The 18287-nt window shown below is 43.8% G+C and carries 14 protein-coding genes and 1 pseudogene; 11 read left to right on the forward strand and 4 right to left on the reverse strand.

From position 1 onward, the window contains the following. Window positions 1-121 precede the first annotated feature (121 nt). The 6 genes from ACSQ6I_RS27140 to ACSQ6I_RS27165 all read left to right on the forward strand — a co-directional run bounded on the left by ACSQ6I_RS27140 (window position 122) and on the right by ACSQ6I_RS27165 (window position 10844). Entirely contained in the window at window positions 122-895 is a 774-nt protein-coding gene (locus tag ACSQ6I_RS27140) for a ParA family protein (RefSeq protein ID WP_438893255.1), read from the forward strand. Further along, a complete protein-coding gene (locus ACSQ6I_RS27145; protein WP_438893256.1) occupies window positions 892-2520 on the forward strand; it encodes a ParB/RepB/Spo0J family partition protein in 1629 nt (542 codons plus the stop codon). Before ACSQ6I_RS27140 ends, ACSQ6I_RS27145 begins: the two co-directional genes overlap by 4 nt. A 750-nt stretch (window positions 2521-3270) precedes the next feature. Continuing rightward, window positions 3271-6891: an AAA domain-containing protein gene (locus ACSQ6I_RS27150; RefSeq protein ID WP_438893257.1), complete on the forward strand. Its 3621-nt coding sequence runs from the start codon at window positions 3271-3273 to the stop codon at window positions 6889-6891. Between the two features lie 957 nt (window positions 6892-7848). Then, window positions 7849-8307 carry a hypothetical protein gene (locus tag ACSQ6I_RS27155; RefSeq protein WP_438893258.1) on the forward strand — a complete coding sequence of 153 codons (459 nt, stop codon included), beginning with the start codon at window positions 7849-7851 and terminating at the stop codon, window positions 8305-8307. 254 nt (window positions 8308-8561) lie between these two features. Further along, on the forward strand, window positions 8562-10331 hold the full coding sequence (locus ACSQ6I_RS27160) for a relaxase/mobilization nuclease domain-containing protein (RefSeq protein WP_438893259.1): 1770 nt from the start codon (window positions 8562-8564) through the stop codon (window positions 10329-10331). Window positions 10332-10487: 156 nt separating this feature from the next. Beyond that, a complete protein-coding gene (locus ACSQ6I_RS27165; protein WP_438893260.1) occupies window positions 10488-10844 on the forward strand; it encodes a Spx/MgsR family RNA polymerase-binding regulatory protein in 357 nt (118 codons plus the stop codon). Between the two features lie 124 nt (window positions 10845-10968). Here the strand turns inward: ACSQ6I_RS27165 and ACSQ6I_RS27170 are convergent, their stop codons facing one another. The 3 genes from ACSQ6I_RS27170 to ACSQ6I_RS27180 form a co-directional block, all read right to left on the reverse strand. Beyond that, window positions 10969-11250: a hypothetical protein gene (locus tag ACSQ6I_RS27170; protein WP_438893261.1), complete on the reverse strand. Its 282-nt coding sequence runs from the start codon at window positions 11248-11250 to the stop codon at window positions 10969-10971. A 122-nt stretch (window positions 11251-11372) separates the two neighbouring features. Further along, window positions 11373-12059 carry a hypothetical protein gene (locus ACSQ6I_RS27175; protein WP_438893262.1) on the reverse strand — a complete coding sequence of 229 codons (687 nt, stop codon included), beginning with the start codon at window positions 12057-12059 and terminating at the stop codon, window positions 11373-11375. Beyond that, the gene (locus ACSQ6I_RS27180) at window positions 12056-12595 is read right to left on the reverse strand and encodes a hypothetical protein (RefSeq protein ID WP_438893263.1); all 540 of its coding nucleotides are present in this window, start codon (window positions 12593-12595) and stop codon (window positions 12056-12058) included. Before ACSQ6I_RS27180 ends, ACSQ6I_RS27175 begins: the two co-directional genes overlap by 4 nt. 180 nt (window positions 12596-12775) lie before the next feature. On the opposite strand from ACSQ6I_RS27180, the gene ACSQ6I_RS27185 reads away from it, so the two are divergent. Beyond that, entirely contained in the window at window positions 12776-13732 is a 957-nt protein-coding gene (locus ACSQ6I_RS27185; protein ID WP_438893264.1) for a tyrosine-type recombinase/integrase, read from the forward strand. 244 nt (window positions 13733-13976) lie between these two features. On the opposite strand, the gene ACSQ6I_RS27190 is transcribed toward ACSQ6I_RS27185, so the two are convergent. Further along, the gene (locus ACSQ6I_RS27190) at window positions 13977-14549 is read right to left on the reverse strand and encodes a hypothetical protein (RefSeq protein WP_438893265.1); all 573 of its coding nucleotides are present in this window, start codon (window positions 14547-14549) and stop codon (window positions 13977-13979) included. 73 nt (window positions 14550-14622) lie between these two features. On the opposite strand from ACSQ6I_RS27190, the gene ACSQ6I_RS27195 reads away from it, so the two are divergent. From ACSQ6I_RS27195 to ACSQ6I_RS27210, 4 genes and pseudogenes are all read left to right on the forward strand, one after another. Then, entirely contained in the window at window positions 14623-14874 is a 252-nt protein-coding gene (locus tag ACSQ6I_RS27195) for an HU family DNA-binding protein (protein ID WP_438893266.1), read from the forward strand. Between the two features lie 39 nt (window positions 14875-14913). Next, a complete protein-coding gene (locus ACSQ6I_RS27200; protein WP_438893267.1) occupies window positions 14914-15816 on the forward strand; it encodes a hypothetical protein in 903 nt (300 codons plus the stop codon). Between the two features lie 706 nt (window positions 15817-16522). Next, on the forward strand, window positions 16523-16864 hold the full coding sequence (locus ACSQ6I_RS27205; protein ID WP_438893268.1) for a hypothetical protein: 342 nt from the start codon (window positions 16523-16525) through the stop codon (window positions 16862-16864). Between the two features lie 516 nt (window positions 16865-17380). Beyond that, window positions 17381-18287 (forward strand): annotated as a pseudogene (locus ACSQ6I_RS27210) (hypothetical protein); the annotation flags it as partial.

An 18287-nucleotide genomic window follows, 5' to 3' on the forward strand; every position in this document is an offset into this window, starting at 1 on the left:
ATCTAAACTGAAGACAAACTACTCCCCAGCGTGCTTTGAAACTGTGTACTATTTTGAATAAACTGGAAAATAAAAACGAGCCGATTCACTAAAGCCATCCTACCTTTAGGAACGAAAGCCAGTGTCAAATTCTCGAGAACAGTGTCGCATCATAGCCCTCTTTAACCAAGCAGGTGGTGTCGCCAAATCAACACTCACCCAAAACCTGGGCTACCACCTAGCCCAACAAAAACATCGTGTCCTTCTCATCGACATCGACCCCCAAGCCTCCTTAACCAAATTCATGGGTTTAGTCCCATCTCAATTACAAAAAACCGTAGCTGATGCCATTATTGACGAACAGCCCTTACCCATTCATACTGGCATTCATGGCATGGACATAGCACCAGCTAACCGACTCCTGAGCGGAGCCGAAATGCAGCTAGTTAGTGCCGCCATGCGCGACTTGCGCCTCAAAGAATCCCTAGAACCAGTTCTAGATGCCTACGACTTCATCCTTATTGACTGTCCCCCCAGCTTAGGATTACTTTCTTATATCTCCCTAGTCGCCGCCACCCACGTCCTCGTCCCCATCGAAACCCATCTCAAAGCCTTCGAGGGAACAGATGAACTTTTGCAAACCATCACCCAAGTAAAAAACAAACCCAACCGCAAATTACAGATAGCAGGCTTTGTTCCCACCCGCTATGCTCAACAAAACTCAGCCGATAAACGAGCATTAGCCGCCATACTCGCACAACTTTCAGCATGGGGTCGGATTTTCCCACCCATCCCCAGAGCTACCGCCTTTGTCGATGCCACAGAAGAACGTGCGCCCCTAGCAGTATGTGACCCCAAACATCCTGCCGTTAGTATTCTTAAAGAAATCGCTTCTGCTCTGGAGTCCCTCGCATGATACGCAAACGCACCGAAAAACCCTTTGCTGGTCAAATTACCACCCCACCCCCTGCCCCTTGGTTATCCTCAGTGGAAGCAGACACCCCACCCACTGCTGAAAGTAAAGTCAAACTCCAAAACATTCACCTGCCTCCACAGCAACCCAGACGCTACTTTGACCCCCAAGCATTAGCAGAATTAGTTGCATCAGTTAAACAGCATGGCATCCTCCAACCCCTCTTGGTGCGTCCACTAACAGGAGGGAAATACGAATTAGTAGCCGGAGAACGGCGCTATCGCGCAGCCACAGAAGTAGGACTGGAAGAAGTGCCAGTGGTTGTGCGTAAGTTATCCGATGACCAAGCGTTTCAGTTAGCCTTGATTGAAAACCTGCAACGACAAGACCTCAACCCAGTTGAAGAAACAGAAGGCATCTTGCATCTTTTGGCTATTCGCCTAGAGTCGGATGTGGAAGCGGTCAAATCCTTGCTGTACCGGATGAAAAATGCCAGTAGCAAAGGTGAAAAGCAGTTAAAAAACTCTGAAGAGCAATCTAGGAGAAACGTTTCTCCTAACTCAGAAACGACTGATGAGACGGAATCTCCTAGTCATGTTTCGACTGACCTGAGTGATTCTGTTTCACCCACCGAAAACGGAGAAACAACTTCAGAATCTCCTAGCAATGTTTCGACTCACTCAGAAATAACTGAAGAAACACAATCTGGGAGAAACGTTTCTCCTAACTCCGAAACAACCGATGAGACGGAATCTGGTAGCGATGTTTTTTCTAACTCGGAAATAATAGATGCTACCGCATCTGGGAAAAACATTTCTCCCAACTCAGGAACAACCACACTTAAGAAATCTCGGAAAAACGTTTCACAAGACGCGAATACTTCCGTTTCCTCAGTTTCCCCAACTGAGGAGTCAGAACCAAAGGATGAAGCTAGGGAAAATATTTCTCCTGACTCTAGCATCACTGAAGAAACAGAATCTAGGAGCAATGTTTCACAAAATGCGGATACTTCCGTTTCCTTAACTGAGGAGTCAGAACTAAAGGATGAATCTAGGAGCAATGTTTCACAAGATGCGGATACTTCCGTTTCCTTAACTGAGGAGTCAGAACCAAAGGATGAAGCTAGGCAAAATGTTTCTTCTGACTCCGGCATCACTGAGGAAAAAGAATCTAGGAGAAACGTTTCTCCTAACCCAGATGAAGAGAAAGTAAAAAAAGTACAAGAGGTGTTTGAAAGCTTGGGAATGATGAATTGGCTGTCCTTCACCACCAAGCGCCTACCCTTACTCAATCTGCCTCTGGAGATTTTAACAGCATTGCGAGAGGGCAAACTAGAGTATACCAAAGCACAAGCCTTGGCACGAGTTAAAGATAATGCTCTCTGTACACAACTCTTAGACCAAGCGATCGCACATAACTGGTCTTTAAGTGAAATCAAAGCACAAATCGCTGCTAACACCCAACCGGCTCAACCCCCATTCTCAAAATCACCCAACCAAATACCAGAGCGTCTCAAAAACATCACCCAGCGCATTAGCAAGCGTAAACTCTGGGAACAACCTGCCAAGCAAAAGAAACTAGAAACCCTCCTGAGTAAACTCGAAGCTTTACTAGGTGATGATCAATAGGACTTACCTAGAAACCTCCAACCAATGCTCACCACTTTTGAGTGAGTGAGGTGGTGACAATCTATTAGACTATAAAAACAATTGACATCCTCTCGCCGCTACACCGCGCCAGCTTGGTGGGGGCATTCTCACACAGTTAGGTAAACATCAAACATCAAAGGGTATCATCAATGGCAAAGAAAAAACCTTTAGCTGAAGTAATTCAGCTAGACTCAAAACGCAAAATTCCTTCCCAACCAGAAAACTCTAATTATTATCAAGAAGGAATAAGTTCAGCCAGGGGGGATTGACGGAAGAATTCTGAGAGTTTGCTTGGTTGCTCTGGCTGGGTGTTTTGTATGGTGAGGCTTTGGGCAAGGAGTTGGATAATATACAGTTTTTCGTTGGGGGAAAGCTGAAGGAGTTGTTGTTCGAGTTCTGGGATAACCATGATGGGGTTTAAGTGGAGGATAATTTTATTTTACTAGTTGCTGCATTGGCATTAGACATATCCGCGAGTTAACCTTAAAGCTTTACAAATCAAGGGTCAAAACCTAATTTATGGCTATAGCTTGCGTGACGACGTAGGAGTCATACGCCACGCTGCACTATCGGAGAACTCTAATGATCCGAGATGCCTAAATGGGAAAATATACTCGCTATTCAACCTTTATGTATAAGCCCTGACAAAATTCAGCCATTTGTTAGATGACATAGTTCGTAAATTCTCGTAGTTTGTGCTTCAGTGGCAACTCTAGGAGGAGACGAACAATGGCACAAGAGTCACAGATTCGCGACTTGCTCCAAACCTGGCTGCATTACATCCACATTGAGAACTTGACTAATGCCAAAGTCGAAGCTGGTGATGACGAGCAACCCCATATCTGGGACTCTGGTGTAAATTTAGTAGGCGACAAATTACTGCTAGACGAATCCTTATTCAAACAACTCAAACAACCCTTCAAAACCTCAAAAACCAAATCTCAAGCCAAACCTCAAACCAACCCACTATCAATCGCCGTAGCCTTCCCCCAGCTTTATCTCATCGAAGGAAATCGCCGTCAATTTCGCCCCCTCTTTACCATCGACATTTCTCCTATCTTTAATGGTAATTATCGCCAAAGCGGCTGGGACTTAACCACCTTCGAGTTTCAACCCGTCATCCCCAACTTAATGCAGTGGTATGGACTAGAAGAAGAAACTGCTGAATCCCTAGTCACCAAAGAAGGACTCAAAGTTTTTCTGGAAACCACCTTCAATCGTCCCTTTAAAACCCTACAAGACTTTATCGGACTGATTGAATTACCACCCTTTCCCGTGCGCTCAAAACTGCTTCCCTACCTGCTAAACTTTGGCTACGTCGCCTTCAACCATAACCTCAACAAAGACTTCCAGAAAATCAGCGAACAGCGAAAATGGGATTGGGCAGTCCCTGGACATCCTGCTTACGAATACTTATTTGGACAACGAATAGCACCCCAACACGACTTACTATTTCTCGGTGCGTTCCCGACCTTACCCCCCGATGACTATCAAGCCCAGGCTCTCAAACATTGCCAATCCCAACCCCTCACCGCCGTAATTGGACCACCGGGGAATGGTAAAACCACATTGCTGTTACACAAAATAGCACAACAAGTAGTCCACCGCGCCGTGCAATTAGCCACAGAAGCTGAAGACGAAAGTAACCTAACTTTAGTCACCAGTACCAACAACCATGCAGTCAACAACGTTGAAGAACTCCTAGAGAGCCACTTTCCCCAGAACTGCTTCTACTTATCAGGCGGCTCCAAAGAATTAGTTGATATCCAAGTTTTGCCCTCTTTGCAAGCTGCACTCGACTCACTAGCAAGAGAAACCTTTAACCCAACAGCATGGGAATCAGCCAAGCAACAATTGTTAGCTCTTGTGCAGCAACTACAATTTCACATCAAGCAAGATGAATATTACCAACAACAGAAGATTGCTGATGAGCAGTTATTAGAGCAGCTAGATAGAGATGTACAACGGCTGCAAGAGGCGATAAATAGCTTTCTAGAAGTGAATCCAGAATTTAGGAGAAACGTTTCTCCTAACTCCAATTTTGAGTTACAACCCCCATTATCAGCTAACTCCTCACGTAACCACTCTCTTGCTCACTCGCCATTATCAGCCAACTCCTCACTTGACTACTCAGAACATCAAGAACATCAGTCGCCATCACCATTTAATACATTACAGAACTACTCTCAGTCTGGCTCACCAATAGAGCCTGTAGATGTCACCCTAGAATCTAGGAGAAACGTTTCTCCTAACTCCAATTCTGAGTTACAGCCTCCATCGTCATCACCGACAGACTCCTCTCAAAACAACTCTCGCCCTCACTCCCCATTACCATTTCCCCCATCACCGAACAACTCTCATGTTTATCATCAAGCCATAAATAACCCCATAAAATCTAGGAGAAACGTTTCTCCTAATTCAGATTTTGAATTCCCACCATCATCCCCAAGCCCCTCACAGAAAGACCCAGAGCCTCAATATCCACTACCATTAAACCAATCACCAAACTACTATTGGGACTCTCAACATCCCTCACGAATAGACCCCGTAGATGTTACCTCAGAACTTAGGAGAAACGTTTCTCCTAACTCAAATTTTGAATTCCCACCATCGTCATCACGAACTCCATCACGGCATTACTATGACTCCCAACCCCCCTCACCATTAAACCCCTCACGCGACTACTCCAAATTTCCCCTTGAAGCGTACCAGCAGATAGAGCAACACTTGAACACAGCAAGTCATTCCTTACCTCATGAAAGTACCAGGCAATTTTTAGGTCAAAACCACAACTGGTTGATTCGACTATTGCAAACAATTAAACTATTACAAACAATCAAACTATTGCAGAGAATTAAACTATGGCAAACGATTAAACGATTCTGGCAACAGATAACCAGAAGCAGCCCACGCCATATTCTCAAACGCTTACATAAACAAATAGAAATGCCCGTATTGGCAACCTTAGCTACACCCTTTCCCTTTCAAATTCCCCTGACAATTGAATCTTTAGTAGCAGCCTGCCAAAGTGTTTCCCAGCTACTGAAAGAAGTATCTGATTGGCAACAACTACAAAATCAACTTAACCACAGACACCAACAGCTAGAATTATTACAACGCCAATTTACCGACTTACAACGTCAAATAGCTGACCGAAAACACCAGCAACAACAAATCCAAAATCGGCTTGCAACTTATCCTAACCAAGATTTCTACAGTCGTTTCTACACCGAATTGCACACACTGCAAGTACAGTTATTTGAGTGTGCTTGGCAATTTCAACAACAGGAAGCTCGAAGACGAAAAGATGAAGTCATGGCTGCTATTAAAACTTACATTGGGGTGTTAAATAACGAATGGGACGCTTTTCGTCAGATGTCCTTAAATTGGCGAAACATTTATCGTGATATCAGCCTCTTGTTTCCCGTTTTCTTGAGTACTTTGCATTCTATTCGCCGTCTGTTCCCCTATCCTGATAGCGGTTGTATCAACCAAGTCATTGTAGATGAAGCCGGTCAAATTCCCCCCCATCAGGTCTTTCCCGTCTTAGTGCGGTGTCGTCAGGCTTTGATTGTCGGCGACCCCTTGCAACTAGAACCAGTCATTAATTTAAGCGACCAGAAGAAAGAAGAATATCGCGGTAAATCCTTCCTGGAAAGGGGACTTACAGATGCAGATTATGACTGCTACAGTCCTACCGCTACCACAGCTTATCACCGAGCGGCAGGAGCATCAGCACAACCAGAAGACATTGGTAACGGCATTATCCTCAAATATCATTATCGGTGTGTGCCAGTGATTGCCGATATTAGCGATCGCCTGTGCAATTATGGCATGATCATCAAAACAGAACCCAAACCTTCTCTGTTAGGTGCTAACCTGATTGCTTGCCATATTGAAGGAAAGCCAGAAAACCACATCAATTGGGCAGAAGTTGATGTAGTAGAAACGTTAATTGCCCAATTGCTAGAGGCAGGTTACAGCTTCAATTCTCCCAACAATCAAAATACTAGCAATCAAAACACAATAGGCGTAATTTCACCTTATCGTCGCCAAGCAAATGCCTTGCAAGAACGGTTACAATCACGCTCTTCCGACTTTTCAGCCAATAGTATTGGCACAGTCCACACCTTCCAAGGTGGTCAAAAATCTGCGATAATCTTCTCAACTCGCCAATCAGAACCTACTGATAGCCTTTGGTTTATTAATCGCAAACCGAATTTACTCAATGTTGCTGTCAGCCGAGCCAGAGAACTGTTTATCCTCGTGGGGAATTTAGACAGACTTTCTGAAGGTGGTTATACCAAACAATTAGTAGAATATATCCAGCAATTTGGAGAAATACGATAATTACAATTGTTGCTTTGACAATTGTTGCTTTGTAATCGCTCAATAATCCGGTAAATAGCTCAGTGACAACCCTCAAATGTCGCAAAATCGTTGCTAATATGGTAGTCCACCCCCAATTATTGATCGGATGCGTTGCTTTAATGTTTTCATATTTCCCTATAAACTTTTGATTTTAATGCCGTAGCATAAAAGTAGCGGTAGAGCCAGGTTTTCTACGAACAATCCAATTTGTTGAAACAATTATCCTTGATTGTCAGGGGATTTAATATGCCAAATTCTTCAAAGTAATCGACCTATTTTGAAATGATTCATGCAAGAGACTCCATGCGATGAAATTACACCAAAAACTCATAAATATCTTATTTGTCCCATCCCCAATTACCAGTACCTAGCCCCTCTTTTCACGACAAGTCTATTGCAAAAATTACCCTCTATGAACACGGTATTTTCTACATAAAAATATTCAATTGATTGAAAATACTTCTCTTGATGGATGCTGATTGCATGACCACACCCATAATGTGGAATTCAATCACAACATACACGGTAATAGCACAATCACTTTGGAAGCAAGCAGGGAGGACGTATATACAAAATTTTAAAACTTGCTAAGTCTTATAGTGCAATCGCTATCCGCATTAACCTTCAGCTAATTATAGCTATAGCCATCAAGATTAGGACATCAACTATAGCAGGTGACAGGTGACTCTTGACAGTGAGAAATCCGGGTTTAAGTGTCTAAGTTTTAGTTTTGGCGAATGTCCTAACTACCTTGTCTACAGCTATATTTTCAGATTGTCTCACATCTTCTCTAGTATCACATATTGCTACAGCAGATTGCAGATCAATGAGGTACAGAATCTAACTTGAAACCTAAACAGAAAGAGAGTTTTACTCCTGACTCCTGCTGTATTTGTTCTAAAACATTCTCAATTGTCACCCCTTCAGCTCGTTGCTATGACCTCACCACCAGAGCGTAAACAGGAAAAAACTTCATCATTTTTACTGCGCTTAACTCCGGCAGAAAAAAGTCGCTGGCATAAAATGGCTGAGTTCTATGCTTTACCCCTAGCTGAATTTATTAGACGACGAGTAGAAGGTCGTTCCATTAGTCCGCCAAAAGTGCCAGCTATTAATGTGAAAACGAGTGTACAAATGGGACAAGTTGACCTGAGACTAAGATATTTAGAGAAGAATTTACAGCAGGCGATCGCACTCCTAAAACAAAATCCACCTGCATCAAAAGTGACTCACCAGCAGTTACTTAGCACGATTAGGAACTTGGATGATTTATTAGAGGAAGTGCGCTCAGAATTGCGCGAAGTGAGACTGCAATTATCCGGTGTCGATGACAACAGCGAAAATGAAGCAAGTTCAACAGATGAGTTCGACTTTGATGACGAAGACTGGAATTAGATGTAGAAGTCAACAACACACTTATGAGCTTTCAAGCTTCTGGGAAGTCTGGTGGTGCAGTAAGTTTTGGGAGGACTGGGATTAAATGCTCCTGGTGGGAGGCCATTTTTTCTGATTGCAGATATCGTTATCACTTACGCTGTACCTTACCTGCCATGTCTTGGCGCTATTGGTATCTTGGCGGTTGTTATCACCCTCAATCTTTTGTTTGAAGTTTAGACTAAATCTTTCAGTGTTGAAGCGGAGAATGGTAAATGCTGACCAAAGTTGTTCCTACTGGCAATAAACCCGGTGGTCTACTGCGTTATCTCATGGATAAACACAAAGAATTCGAGTTGTATGGTGGCAACATAGCAGGACAGACTTACGCCCAAATCATCCAAGAATGGCGTGCCATATCCCAGCAAAATCCTCGTACCGACAAAGATACCAAGCATATCACCATGAGTCCCCACCACACAGACCGCCTCACTCCTGACGACTGGCTAGAAATTGGCAACTTCATGATCAACGGACTAGGCTACACCAACAACCTGTGGCTGATGATTAAGCATAAACCCACAGAAAGTCAACTACAGCACAACCCATATGCACCGCCTCACGTTCATATCATGATTCACACCTTTGAATGTGAAAACTTTACCCGCATCAACGACTGGCAAGACAAAACCCGTGCCGAAGAACTGACACGAGAAATCGAGCAGAGATGGCATCTATACCAACTGACTCCCAGTGCAGAGATTGATTATTCTGCCCCCACCACCGGACAAAAGCGCCGAATGTTGCGAGAACAAGAAGAATATGACACCGGATTGCGGAATACACCACCAGCAGAACCAACTAAGCAACGATTGGAACGTATGGTCATTGCCGCCGCTGAAAATCAACCTCACATCCAAATCTTCATCGGTAGACTTCAGCACCAGGGGGTTGATGTTTACCCTACCATCATTGGTAATGAAATGAAAGGCTTAACCTTTGAGTATGAAGGATTTCGGTGTCGGGGGTCGCAGCTAAAAAACTGTAGCTGGAAAAAACTGCAAACAATCCGGGGAGTTGATTATAACCCCACCCGTGATTTACCTTTTTTAAGAGCGATGGCGAAACGCCCACTGTATGTCCTGCGGACAGGCTCCGCCAATGCGGAGCCGACCCACACCCACCAGAAGGCGATGGCTACGCCCGCCGCAAGCATTGCGCCAAGCGCAGTGCCAAAGGCTACGACAGGTATCGCTATCGGCTCCGCAGTACCAGCAGCAATCGCTGCTGGGGAACAAATGCAACTATTACCAGAAGACTTGGAGAATCATACCCAGTCTGTATCTGCTAGTACCCAACAGCTATCTGATAGCAATAAATCTGCATCTGTTTCTAATTCATCTTTATCTGCCAGTAACCAATATCTGTCCATCAGTTCCAATCAGATTAAATGCACAGCGATGTTTGCAGCAGATATTGACAAGTTACTCTTAGCAAATACAAATTGCTGCCTTGACAAAGACTTTACCGCCGAGCGAATATCTGCCACTGAAATTTCCTTGCGTCGCACACAAGACCAAAGCGAAATTCTGCGGGCTAGACGTAATAGTGATGACTGGGAAACATTACCCACCGAAAGCGAAATGACCCCCTCGGAAGTTCATGCTATGCTTGCCCTCAAAGAAGATTTAATCAAACAATCAGAAAATCGCCATCAACAACAACAACAAGCAAAAACTATTGCACCCATAGTGGCTGCTCTTTTAAATCTTAAGAAAACAACTCGCTTTACCTGGGAAAACTACATTGCGGAGTGGGATGGAGAGTGTTTAACTTTGGGCAGAACTGGAGATGATTTTCCCATCATGGAAGCAGCTTGGAATAGAGAAATTCAATCCTGGGATGTGAGAAGTTCCTGCCTCTCCCAAGGAACAACTAATTATTTTGTCAAACAAGTTTTACCCTATGTCAAGTCAGCACTGCAACAACAACACGAAGCCAGTATCAAGAAACAAAGAAGCGAACAAAAACAACTGGAATTGTAGCTGGTTTATCTGTTGCACTAATTTATGATTTTACTGCCAATAGGTCGGATATTTTTGTAATTAAAATTGTATGTTAAAAAGAAAGTTTTGTAATTTAAAATAAATGGCATATATACAAGTAATATTAAATGAAGACAATGTTGATTAACCTTTTTTATGTCTATTCAAATCTACGGAATACCGAACTGCGGAACCTGCAAAAAGGCTTTCAAGTGGCTTCAAGACAACGGTATTGACTATAAGTTTATTAACACCAAAGAAACTCCCCCCACTCGTGACCAGATCGAAAACTGGGTAAAGTCTTTGGGTTCTACTGCCATGCGAAATACTTCTGGTCAATCCTACCGAGCTTTAGGTGATGACAAGAAGACTTGGACAGATGAGCAGTGGATTGAGGCATTCGCTAAGGATGCAATGCTGCTCAAGCGCCCCCTTTTCCTACTGGATGGAACGGCTGTGCTGATAGGCTTCAAGGACAAAGCTGAAGTAGTCCGGCAAAAGTTGGGACTTTAATATATTCTGCTGGTTGTTAAATGCTCAAATGTCATCGCAGTAGGCTTAACTTATTCATGTCCTCATCACCTACTGTATTCGGTATTCCGAGTCAGTGTCGGTAGTTCACTAAAGGTAAATTCTCTCATCGTTGGGATGGTATGGAGTCTATGATTCTACCTTGATAAGTATGGCGTTCTTGGTCGATTTCTGCAAATATTTCGGTTAATTCAGGTTGGTTTTTCCAAGCCCCGAATAATTTATTGAGTTTTGCTAGTTTCTCCGCTTCTGTTAATGCTTGTTGTGGTTTTGTAATTTGATTTTCAATAAACTCTAAGTCTATTATTATTTCTGTCCCCTCTGGAATGTTATTAAGTGTTTCTAAAATTTCGATATTTTGACCACGTTTTATGCCTCTAACTTTCATCTTTGATTTCCTCTTCTCCGTAGAGCCTATCTTCTAATTCAAGATCACTGATACCTAAAATTTCAGCCACTCGCCGCAGAGAATTTCCCTAGTCAGCGCACGATAGCGATAGCTTAGTTCTACTAGATTGCCCTTTCTAAACAAATCACCGGCGATGGTCCTAGCATCCCACCAACAGTCAAAACTGCTAACGTCCTAGTTTCTTGAGGATACTGTGCCTTAACTTTGTTTATAGCATCATCCAAATCAGATGCTTGAGCAACGTAAATTTTCTCACCAGTTGTCAGCACCCAAAGAGGTTTAGGCCAGGTATGTCGCGGCTGAAGCACAGCTTTATAAACACAGTCATGAGTAAACTGGATTATCTGCTCAAGTATCGCATCATTACAGAACTCACCCAACTCTGCCTGGAAAAATCCTCTGAGTTCTTCATTAGAGATATATTCGACAACTTGCTCTCTCCCCACGGGCAAATGTTGTTGATGCTGAACGTTCGCCTGTACTAAATTTGACTCAATAAAGCGACTTACCTGGGTTGTAATGGAATCAAAGTCCCGCTCCATCAATAAATGCCCTAAGTGTTCCCTCAGCAAAGTTCGGAAATTGCCATCCGAGATATTGATACCTGACGTATTGAGATCAACTGAAAACCGCTCTCCCCAATCCCGACCACAGCCAACTTCCCCGTTAGCAGCATCCTCTGCCTCTATCAACTCCATCAATCGTTTGTGCTGAATTACACCATTTGTAGAAGATTCAGATTGTGTTAGTGCAGTATCTCCGACAGAGAAAGGAATTGATTGGGTCATGGCTCTCTCCTTATTGTTTCAAAATACACAAGATTATCAGGTTCTTCTGGATCGGGACCACAATCTAGTAACCCCACTCGCAGCTTTCTGTAAAATCCTAACGCACCTTCTAGAGCGTGTAACCCAATTCTGCCTTGATAACCTAATCCATAACTCCGAGAAATCGCAAAATCAATGCAATTGCCACCCACACCTTTATATGTGGGAGGATTAAGAATAGCAGGTCTATTCCAGGGAGCAGTAGCCAAAGCTCTGATGTAAACCAATCTCCGTCTGAGTTGAGACTGAATTTGGCAGCGTTTTTTCAACACATCAAGCATGATTAAACCTTGGGTGATACCATCACACTCAATCGCGTAAAGTTCGTCACCAGGTAACAACTTAGACCCTCGACTTTTTGCCACCCAATCCCAATATTCGTCTTCTTGCCTAGTACCACCTAGTAGCGGCTCCCATAGTGTTTTGGCATCTGCTAGATGTTTTTCTGTCACCTCAGTAATAATGGCATCAACTACTAGAGAGTCTTGAACTCTCAAAAGCTGGATAGGGTGGTTCAACTGGGAAATGATTACTCTACAACTTCTAATAATAAGGCTTCTGTACGTGCTGATGTCATGAAATTGGCGTGCAGGGGATGCTGTGTGGGGGTAGAATGGATCGTAAGTTATTAAAACTTCTGTTTACCCAATAAAACAAGGCGCAAGCACGCTCTTTCAATGGCAGAGCAATTAATACAGTACACAGACTTAATATTGGCAACGCCAACGCCGTTGACGCTTCACCCGGCGGCGGTCTATTTGTCTAGTTTAACTGCTGGCAGCAGGCGGACAATGCAAAAGGCTCTGAATGCGATCGCTCGCTTGCTAACGGAGGATGAGTACGATGCTTTGTCTTTGGATTGGTCAAAATTACGCTATCAGCACACGGCGGCAATTCGCGCTGTGTTGATGGCAGAGTACGCCCCAGCAACTGTTAACCGGATGCTTTGTGCTTTGCGTCGGGTGTTGAAGGAAGCTTTTCGGTTGGGGTTGATGAGTGCCGATGACTACGCCCATGCGGTGGATATTAAGTGTGTGCGGGGTGATTCGGCTTTGCGGGGACGGCTGCTGAAAACTAGTGAAATTGCTGCTCTTTTGAGCGATTGCAAGCAAAATCAAGATGGGATTGGTGTGCGTGATGCGGCGTTGATCGCTATTCTCTGTGGTTCTGGTTTGCGTCGCGCTGAGGTGGTGGCTTTAGATTTAGCAGACTATCAGCCAGAAGATGGTTCTTTGCAAGTCCGCAAGGGTAAAGGGGGCAAGTTCAGGACTGTGTATTTGCCAGCAGGGGCGGTGGCGGCTTTAGATGCTTGGTTAAATATTAGAGGTAATGCTGCTGGTGCTTTGATTTGTCCGGTGCGGCGTGGTGGTCACGTACATATTTTACGGATGACTGACCAGGCGGTGATGGTGATTCTCCAAAAACGTGCTAAAAGTTCTGGTGTGGCTCCTTTTAGCCCCCATGACTTTCGGCGATCGTTTATTAGTAATTTGTTGGAAGCAGGTGTTGATGTTTTAACTGTGAGTCGGCTGGCTGGTCATTCCGACCCAGCGACTACCCAAAAATACGATCTGCGTCCTGAAGTTGCCAAGCGCCAAGCTGTACAGTTGTTAAATGTCCCTTATGATGGCTGAATGCAAAATTACTGCTTTTAGTGTAAGAGTATTCCAACTAAAAAAATGCCCAATTATTATTGCGTAGGCGTAGCCTTCCCGTAGGGTAATGACAGGTTTTGGATCATTTATTGTTTAGTTTACTGCTAATTGACATCTTCTCCGTCGTGAACGGTCGGCGATTCCCTAAAACAAACTTAAGTCAAAAACTTCCCTGGTTTGTTTTTAGCGGTTCGCTGTGCCAGTTGCGTAAGTCCTGACTTCTTTACTTCATCGGTTGATACAGTCCAGACTCTGCATTCCATTTCCAGCCAACACTCATGGGATCGCGATTCCTCGACCAACTGAGAAATTCCTTCTCGCTCTTGTTTTCTCTTTCAGCAATCAAGCTTTGGGCAGTGACACCCAATCTTTGGGCTAAATTTTCATTTTTGAATGCTTGCAATTCCACTGACGGCATATGGTAAGGATATGCTGACCGCTTATTTCGCGCTTGACCACCACCATTGTATCTACCAGATGCTACAGCCCGTTCTAATTTTTCTAAATGTTTAGCAATGACTTCCAGTTTTCTTTCCACTCCTGCACCTTGCTGGGAAAGCTGGGTTTCTATTTGCTCCAACTTCGCCTCTACGTGCTGCAATTCGGTCGTCGCTTCCATCACCATGCTGCTGTCAAACTGGGAAATCAATTCTTCTAATCCTTGCAGTAAGGCAATTGTATGACCGTCGCGGTGTATTTTCGCTAATTGTCGTACTACTGGTATCAGTACAGTAGGCACGCGAATCATCTCGCTTGGTGGCGTTGGTTTAGCAGTACGGGAGGGGTTTACAGGCATTTGATATCTAGATTCGATATCGACAACCTGATTGTAAACTGAAAAGGAGTGCAGCAGGGATATTAACCTAAAAATGTCTATCGACAAAAAAGAATTGGTACACCGCGTTGGCCAACGAATAAATAAAGAAAATGGCACAGTGGAAGAAATTATAGATGCCACCATCGAAGAAATTTATGAATCGCTCAAACAAGGAGAAAGTGTTTCCCTACGGAACTTTGGGACTTTTTACGTTAAAATAGAGCCAAAAACTTGGATTTTTAAATTCAATCCCTCCCAACGGTTGCGTAAAATATTTGGCTGGTCATCTACTTACAAGGATTAATGTAGCGAGAATTGATACAAACGGGATGAAATAGCTCGTATGACAGCAGAACAAAAATTGGCAGATATCCAACAAATACCTAAAAGCAACACAACAACTACCATCAAGCCTGGTTATCAACCGCAAGCAGCCGACACCAACATTGACGCAGATATCTACCTGTTTACCCGATTACGCCAACTGGCGCTCAAGCAAAGGGTAGAAATGTACGCAGCCCATGAGCGTGGAGTCAAGAAACTGAGCCTAGCTGGTATAAAAATGCGACATCCGCAGGCATCGCTCTTAGAAATGCGCCAGCACTTTACCCGTGCTGTTTTAGGTGATAAATTGCCAGAAGGGTTTCAACCAACAGGAGGTGATGAAAAAATTTGGATTCAAGATTCCATTGCCCTCGCAGGCGAACTCCACACCTTTCTCAATGCAGTTAATATACCCTACTACGTCAGTGGCGGCGTAGCCAGTTCAATTCACGGAGAGCCACGTTCCACCCGCGATTTAGATTTAGTCATCTCCGTTCAAGCCAACCAAATCGACTTATTGGTAACAACACTAGAAGCCGCGCTCTACTATTGTCCAGCCGGAGCGGTAGAAGACTTAAAGCAGGGGCGAGAAAGGATGCTCAACATCACCCATACCGAAACGATCTCCAACGCTGACTTATACGTCATGGACAATTCGCCCTTTGCGTCCTCGCAAATGTCCCGCCGGAGGTTACTTGATATCGAAGGAATGCCAGCCTTTTGGGTGATTTCCCCAGAAGACCTAGTGCTGCAAAAGCTGTTATGGGGAAGGAGCAGTCAATCAGAAAAACAATGGCGTGACGTGTTGGGAATACTCAAACTGCAAGCCGAAAATCTCGACTATGGTTACCTTGCTGACTGGGCAGAACAATTAGCACTGGTTGAAGTTTTAAGTCAGGCGTTAACCCAGGCTGGTATCTAGTACCGCTTCGCGGAAGTCAAAAATAATATGGAGTAAGCTTTTTAGCGATTGAGAATGGTTGGTTTATTTACGCCGTGCTGTACTAGTGATGAATTACCTCCAACACCTCATCCAGTTGCATTCCCAAGAGGATGTGTGTTGCAGAACTTCACAAAGATAACCTAAAACTTCTTTTTGTCCCGTAAGCGATATATGATAGTTGCATCGGTTTTGTTTATCCAGAACTTTTTGCACTGTGAGTCTAATCGCAGCGTCTTAGAGTACAATTAACACTTAAGTAAATACTTTCAGTCTCGTGGAGTTGATGGAGGTTATGAAGTTATGGAAATGGTGAGGACAAAATGGAAGATAGAAGTACATTTTGTCCGTTTTGAGATTCTGAGGAGGAGTTGCGTTTAATTACCCTTAACAGTGCGTGAAGTTTGGACACAGATCACACCGTTTGGGTTGAAGTTAGACACAATCCATATTCGTTACTGTAGACAATTGGGGTTGAGGTTAAACACAATCCGCATTTGTCACTGTACACAATCTTATTATAAATTGTGTGCAGTGTGGAGATATTTTTGTCAATTTTTACGAAATTCTCAAAAATCGCAAAAACTCTGATTTTTAACGAGATTGACGTAAATAAACCTAAATGTCCCTCTATAAATGCGAAATCCTCCTCCAATCGCCTCAAAAATAGTCAAAATTGGAGGAAATTATGTACAGAATTCAAGATAAATACAGAATTAAATCTCAGTGTAGTACAGATGAACTAACAGATGATCTGTACTACACTAGTTGTTGGGAAATAGCAATAAATATTAGGCAGCAGTGCAAATCCTCACCAAAATTTGCAAATTCTCCCCAATACCCAACCCCTAGTACCGTTCGGCTGACGCTCACGGCGGAAGCCCAATCCCCAGTACCCAATCCCCAGTACCGAGGGCAGCGGACGAATGCTGCTAAATTTTTAATAGAAGATAAATTCTTATCACCACCTCTGAAGACAGTCACAGCTAGAGAGTGGAGTATCTCAACTGACAAAAAAAAAGTTGGATAGCCGCTAGGTGCTTGGTAAACAGGAGACTCATGGACACACCAATCATGGACTGGACGTACCATAGAAAGCTTTAAATCCAGCCTTAAAGCCAGAAAGAAAGCCAGCTAGGAATGAATCAAGAAAACCGCGAAACGATTATCAGTCGTCTCAGCCGCGCTAGCAGGGCTATCAAACCCTGACTAAGAATATTTTTAAATTTGATCTTCATTCTAGTCCATGAGTTTCCTGTTTACCAACAATTAGGCATTAAACCGAGACATTTGTAAAAAGAAAGCAATTAGGTTCTGAAACCGCTGTATAACACTTAGACAAAGCTAGACAGAATTAAACACCGTTAGAATTTGTCCGACAAAGTGTTCATAAGAAAGCTAATTTCTGAAAAACACCCAAAAGTAAGAAAAAATCAGAAATTTTCAGAACGTTTAAGCCAAAAAGCTGCTTTTTACAACCACAGAGGTTCAATGCCAACTAGCGGCTACCCGATGAACAAACAGAAAACATCGAGGAAAGCCAGTCATGTATCTACCAGAAAACGCAGACAACTTCGCCAAACCAGCCCGTCGTCGTCAAAGCCAAAAAAACCAACCCCACCAACCAGCCTCAGAAATAGGGAAAAGGTACGTCACATATTTTTGGCATCCTTGGAGTGCCATAATCGCCCCAGCCAACAACTTCCTCAGCAAACCAGCCTGGAGAACAGAAGACTATTACCTCCAGCCATCCGAACTGTGGAGATTGCATCAAAACAGCGACAAGCTAGTAGGCATACGCTTTGCTGACTATACACGGTACGCCACAATAGACATAGACACATTCAGCGACTACCATAACCTAGAAGCCTATCAAACCATCAAAACCGCCCTAGAAGACATCGGCATAGTCGAAATAGTACCCATCCAATCAAGTTATAGCGGCGGCTACCACCTCATCATCCCCTTCACAGCCAAAATACCCACCTTCAACCTAGCCTGCGCCCTAGAACAAACCCTCAAAGATGCCGGCTTCAACATCCGTCCAGGACACATAGAAATATTCCCCAACCCCAAACCCTGGGGAAAAGACAGCATCACCAACTACAACGCCATCCGCTGCCCCATGCAGCCAGAAAGCGGCGCACTTCTCCTAGACGAAGACCTGCAACCAATCAGCCACTCAGTAGCCACCTTTCTTGATCACTGTGATTTCGCAGCCAGTCGTCAAGACCTAAACAAACTCAGATACGCCTGTAAAAAAGCCAGAAAGCGGCATACAAAAGAACAATATCGCCAAAAAGCCAGCATCAAAATCGAAGAATGGCAAAGTAACTGGGAAGAAATCATCGCCACAGGATGGACAGGCTTTGGACAAACAAACACCTTGCTACAAATCATCGTCGGCTACGGCATAGTCTTTTTAGACCTACAACACGAACACCTGATTGAAT

The organism is Anabaena sp. WFMT (assembly GCF_051781005.1).
Taxonomy (GTDB): domain Bacteria; phylum Cyanobacteriota; class Cyanobacteriia; order Cyanobacteriales; family Nostocaceae; genus Anabaena.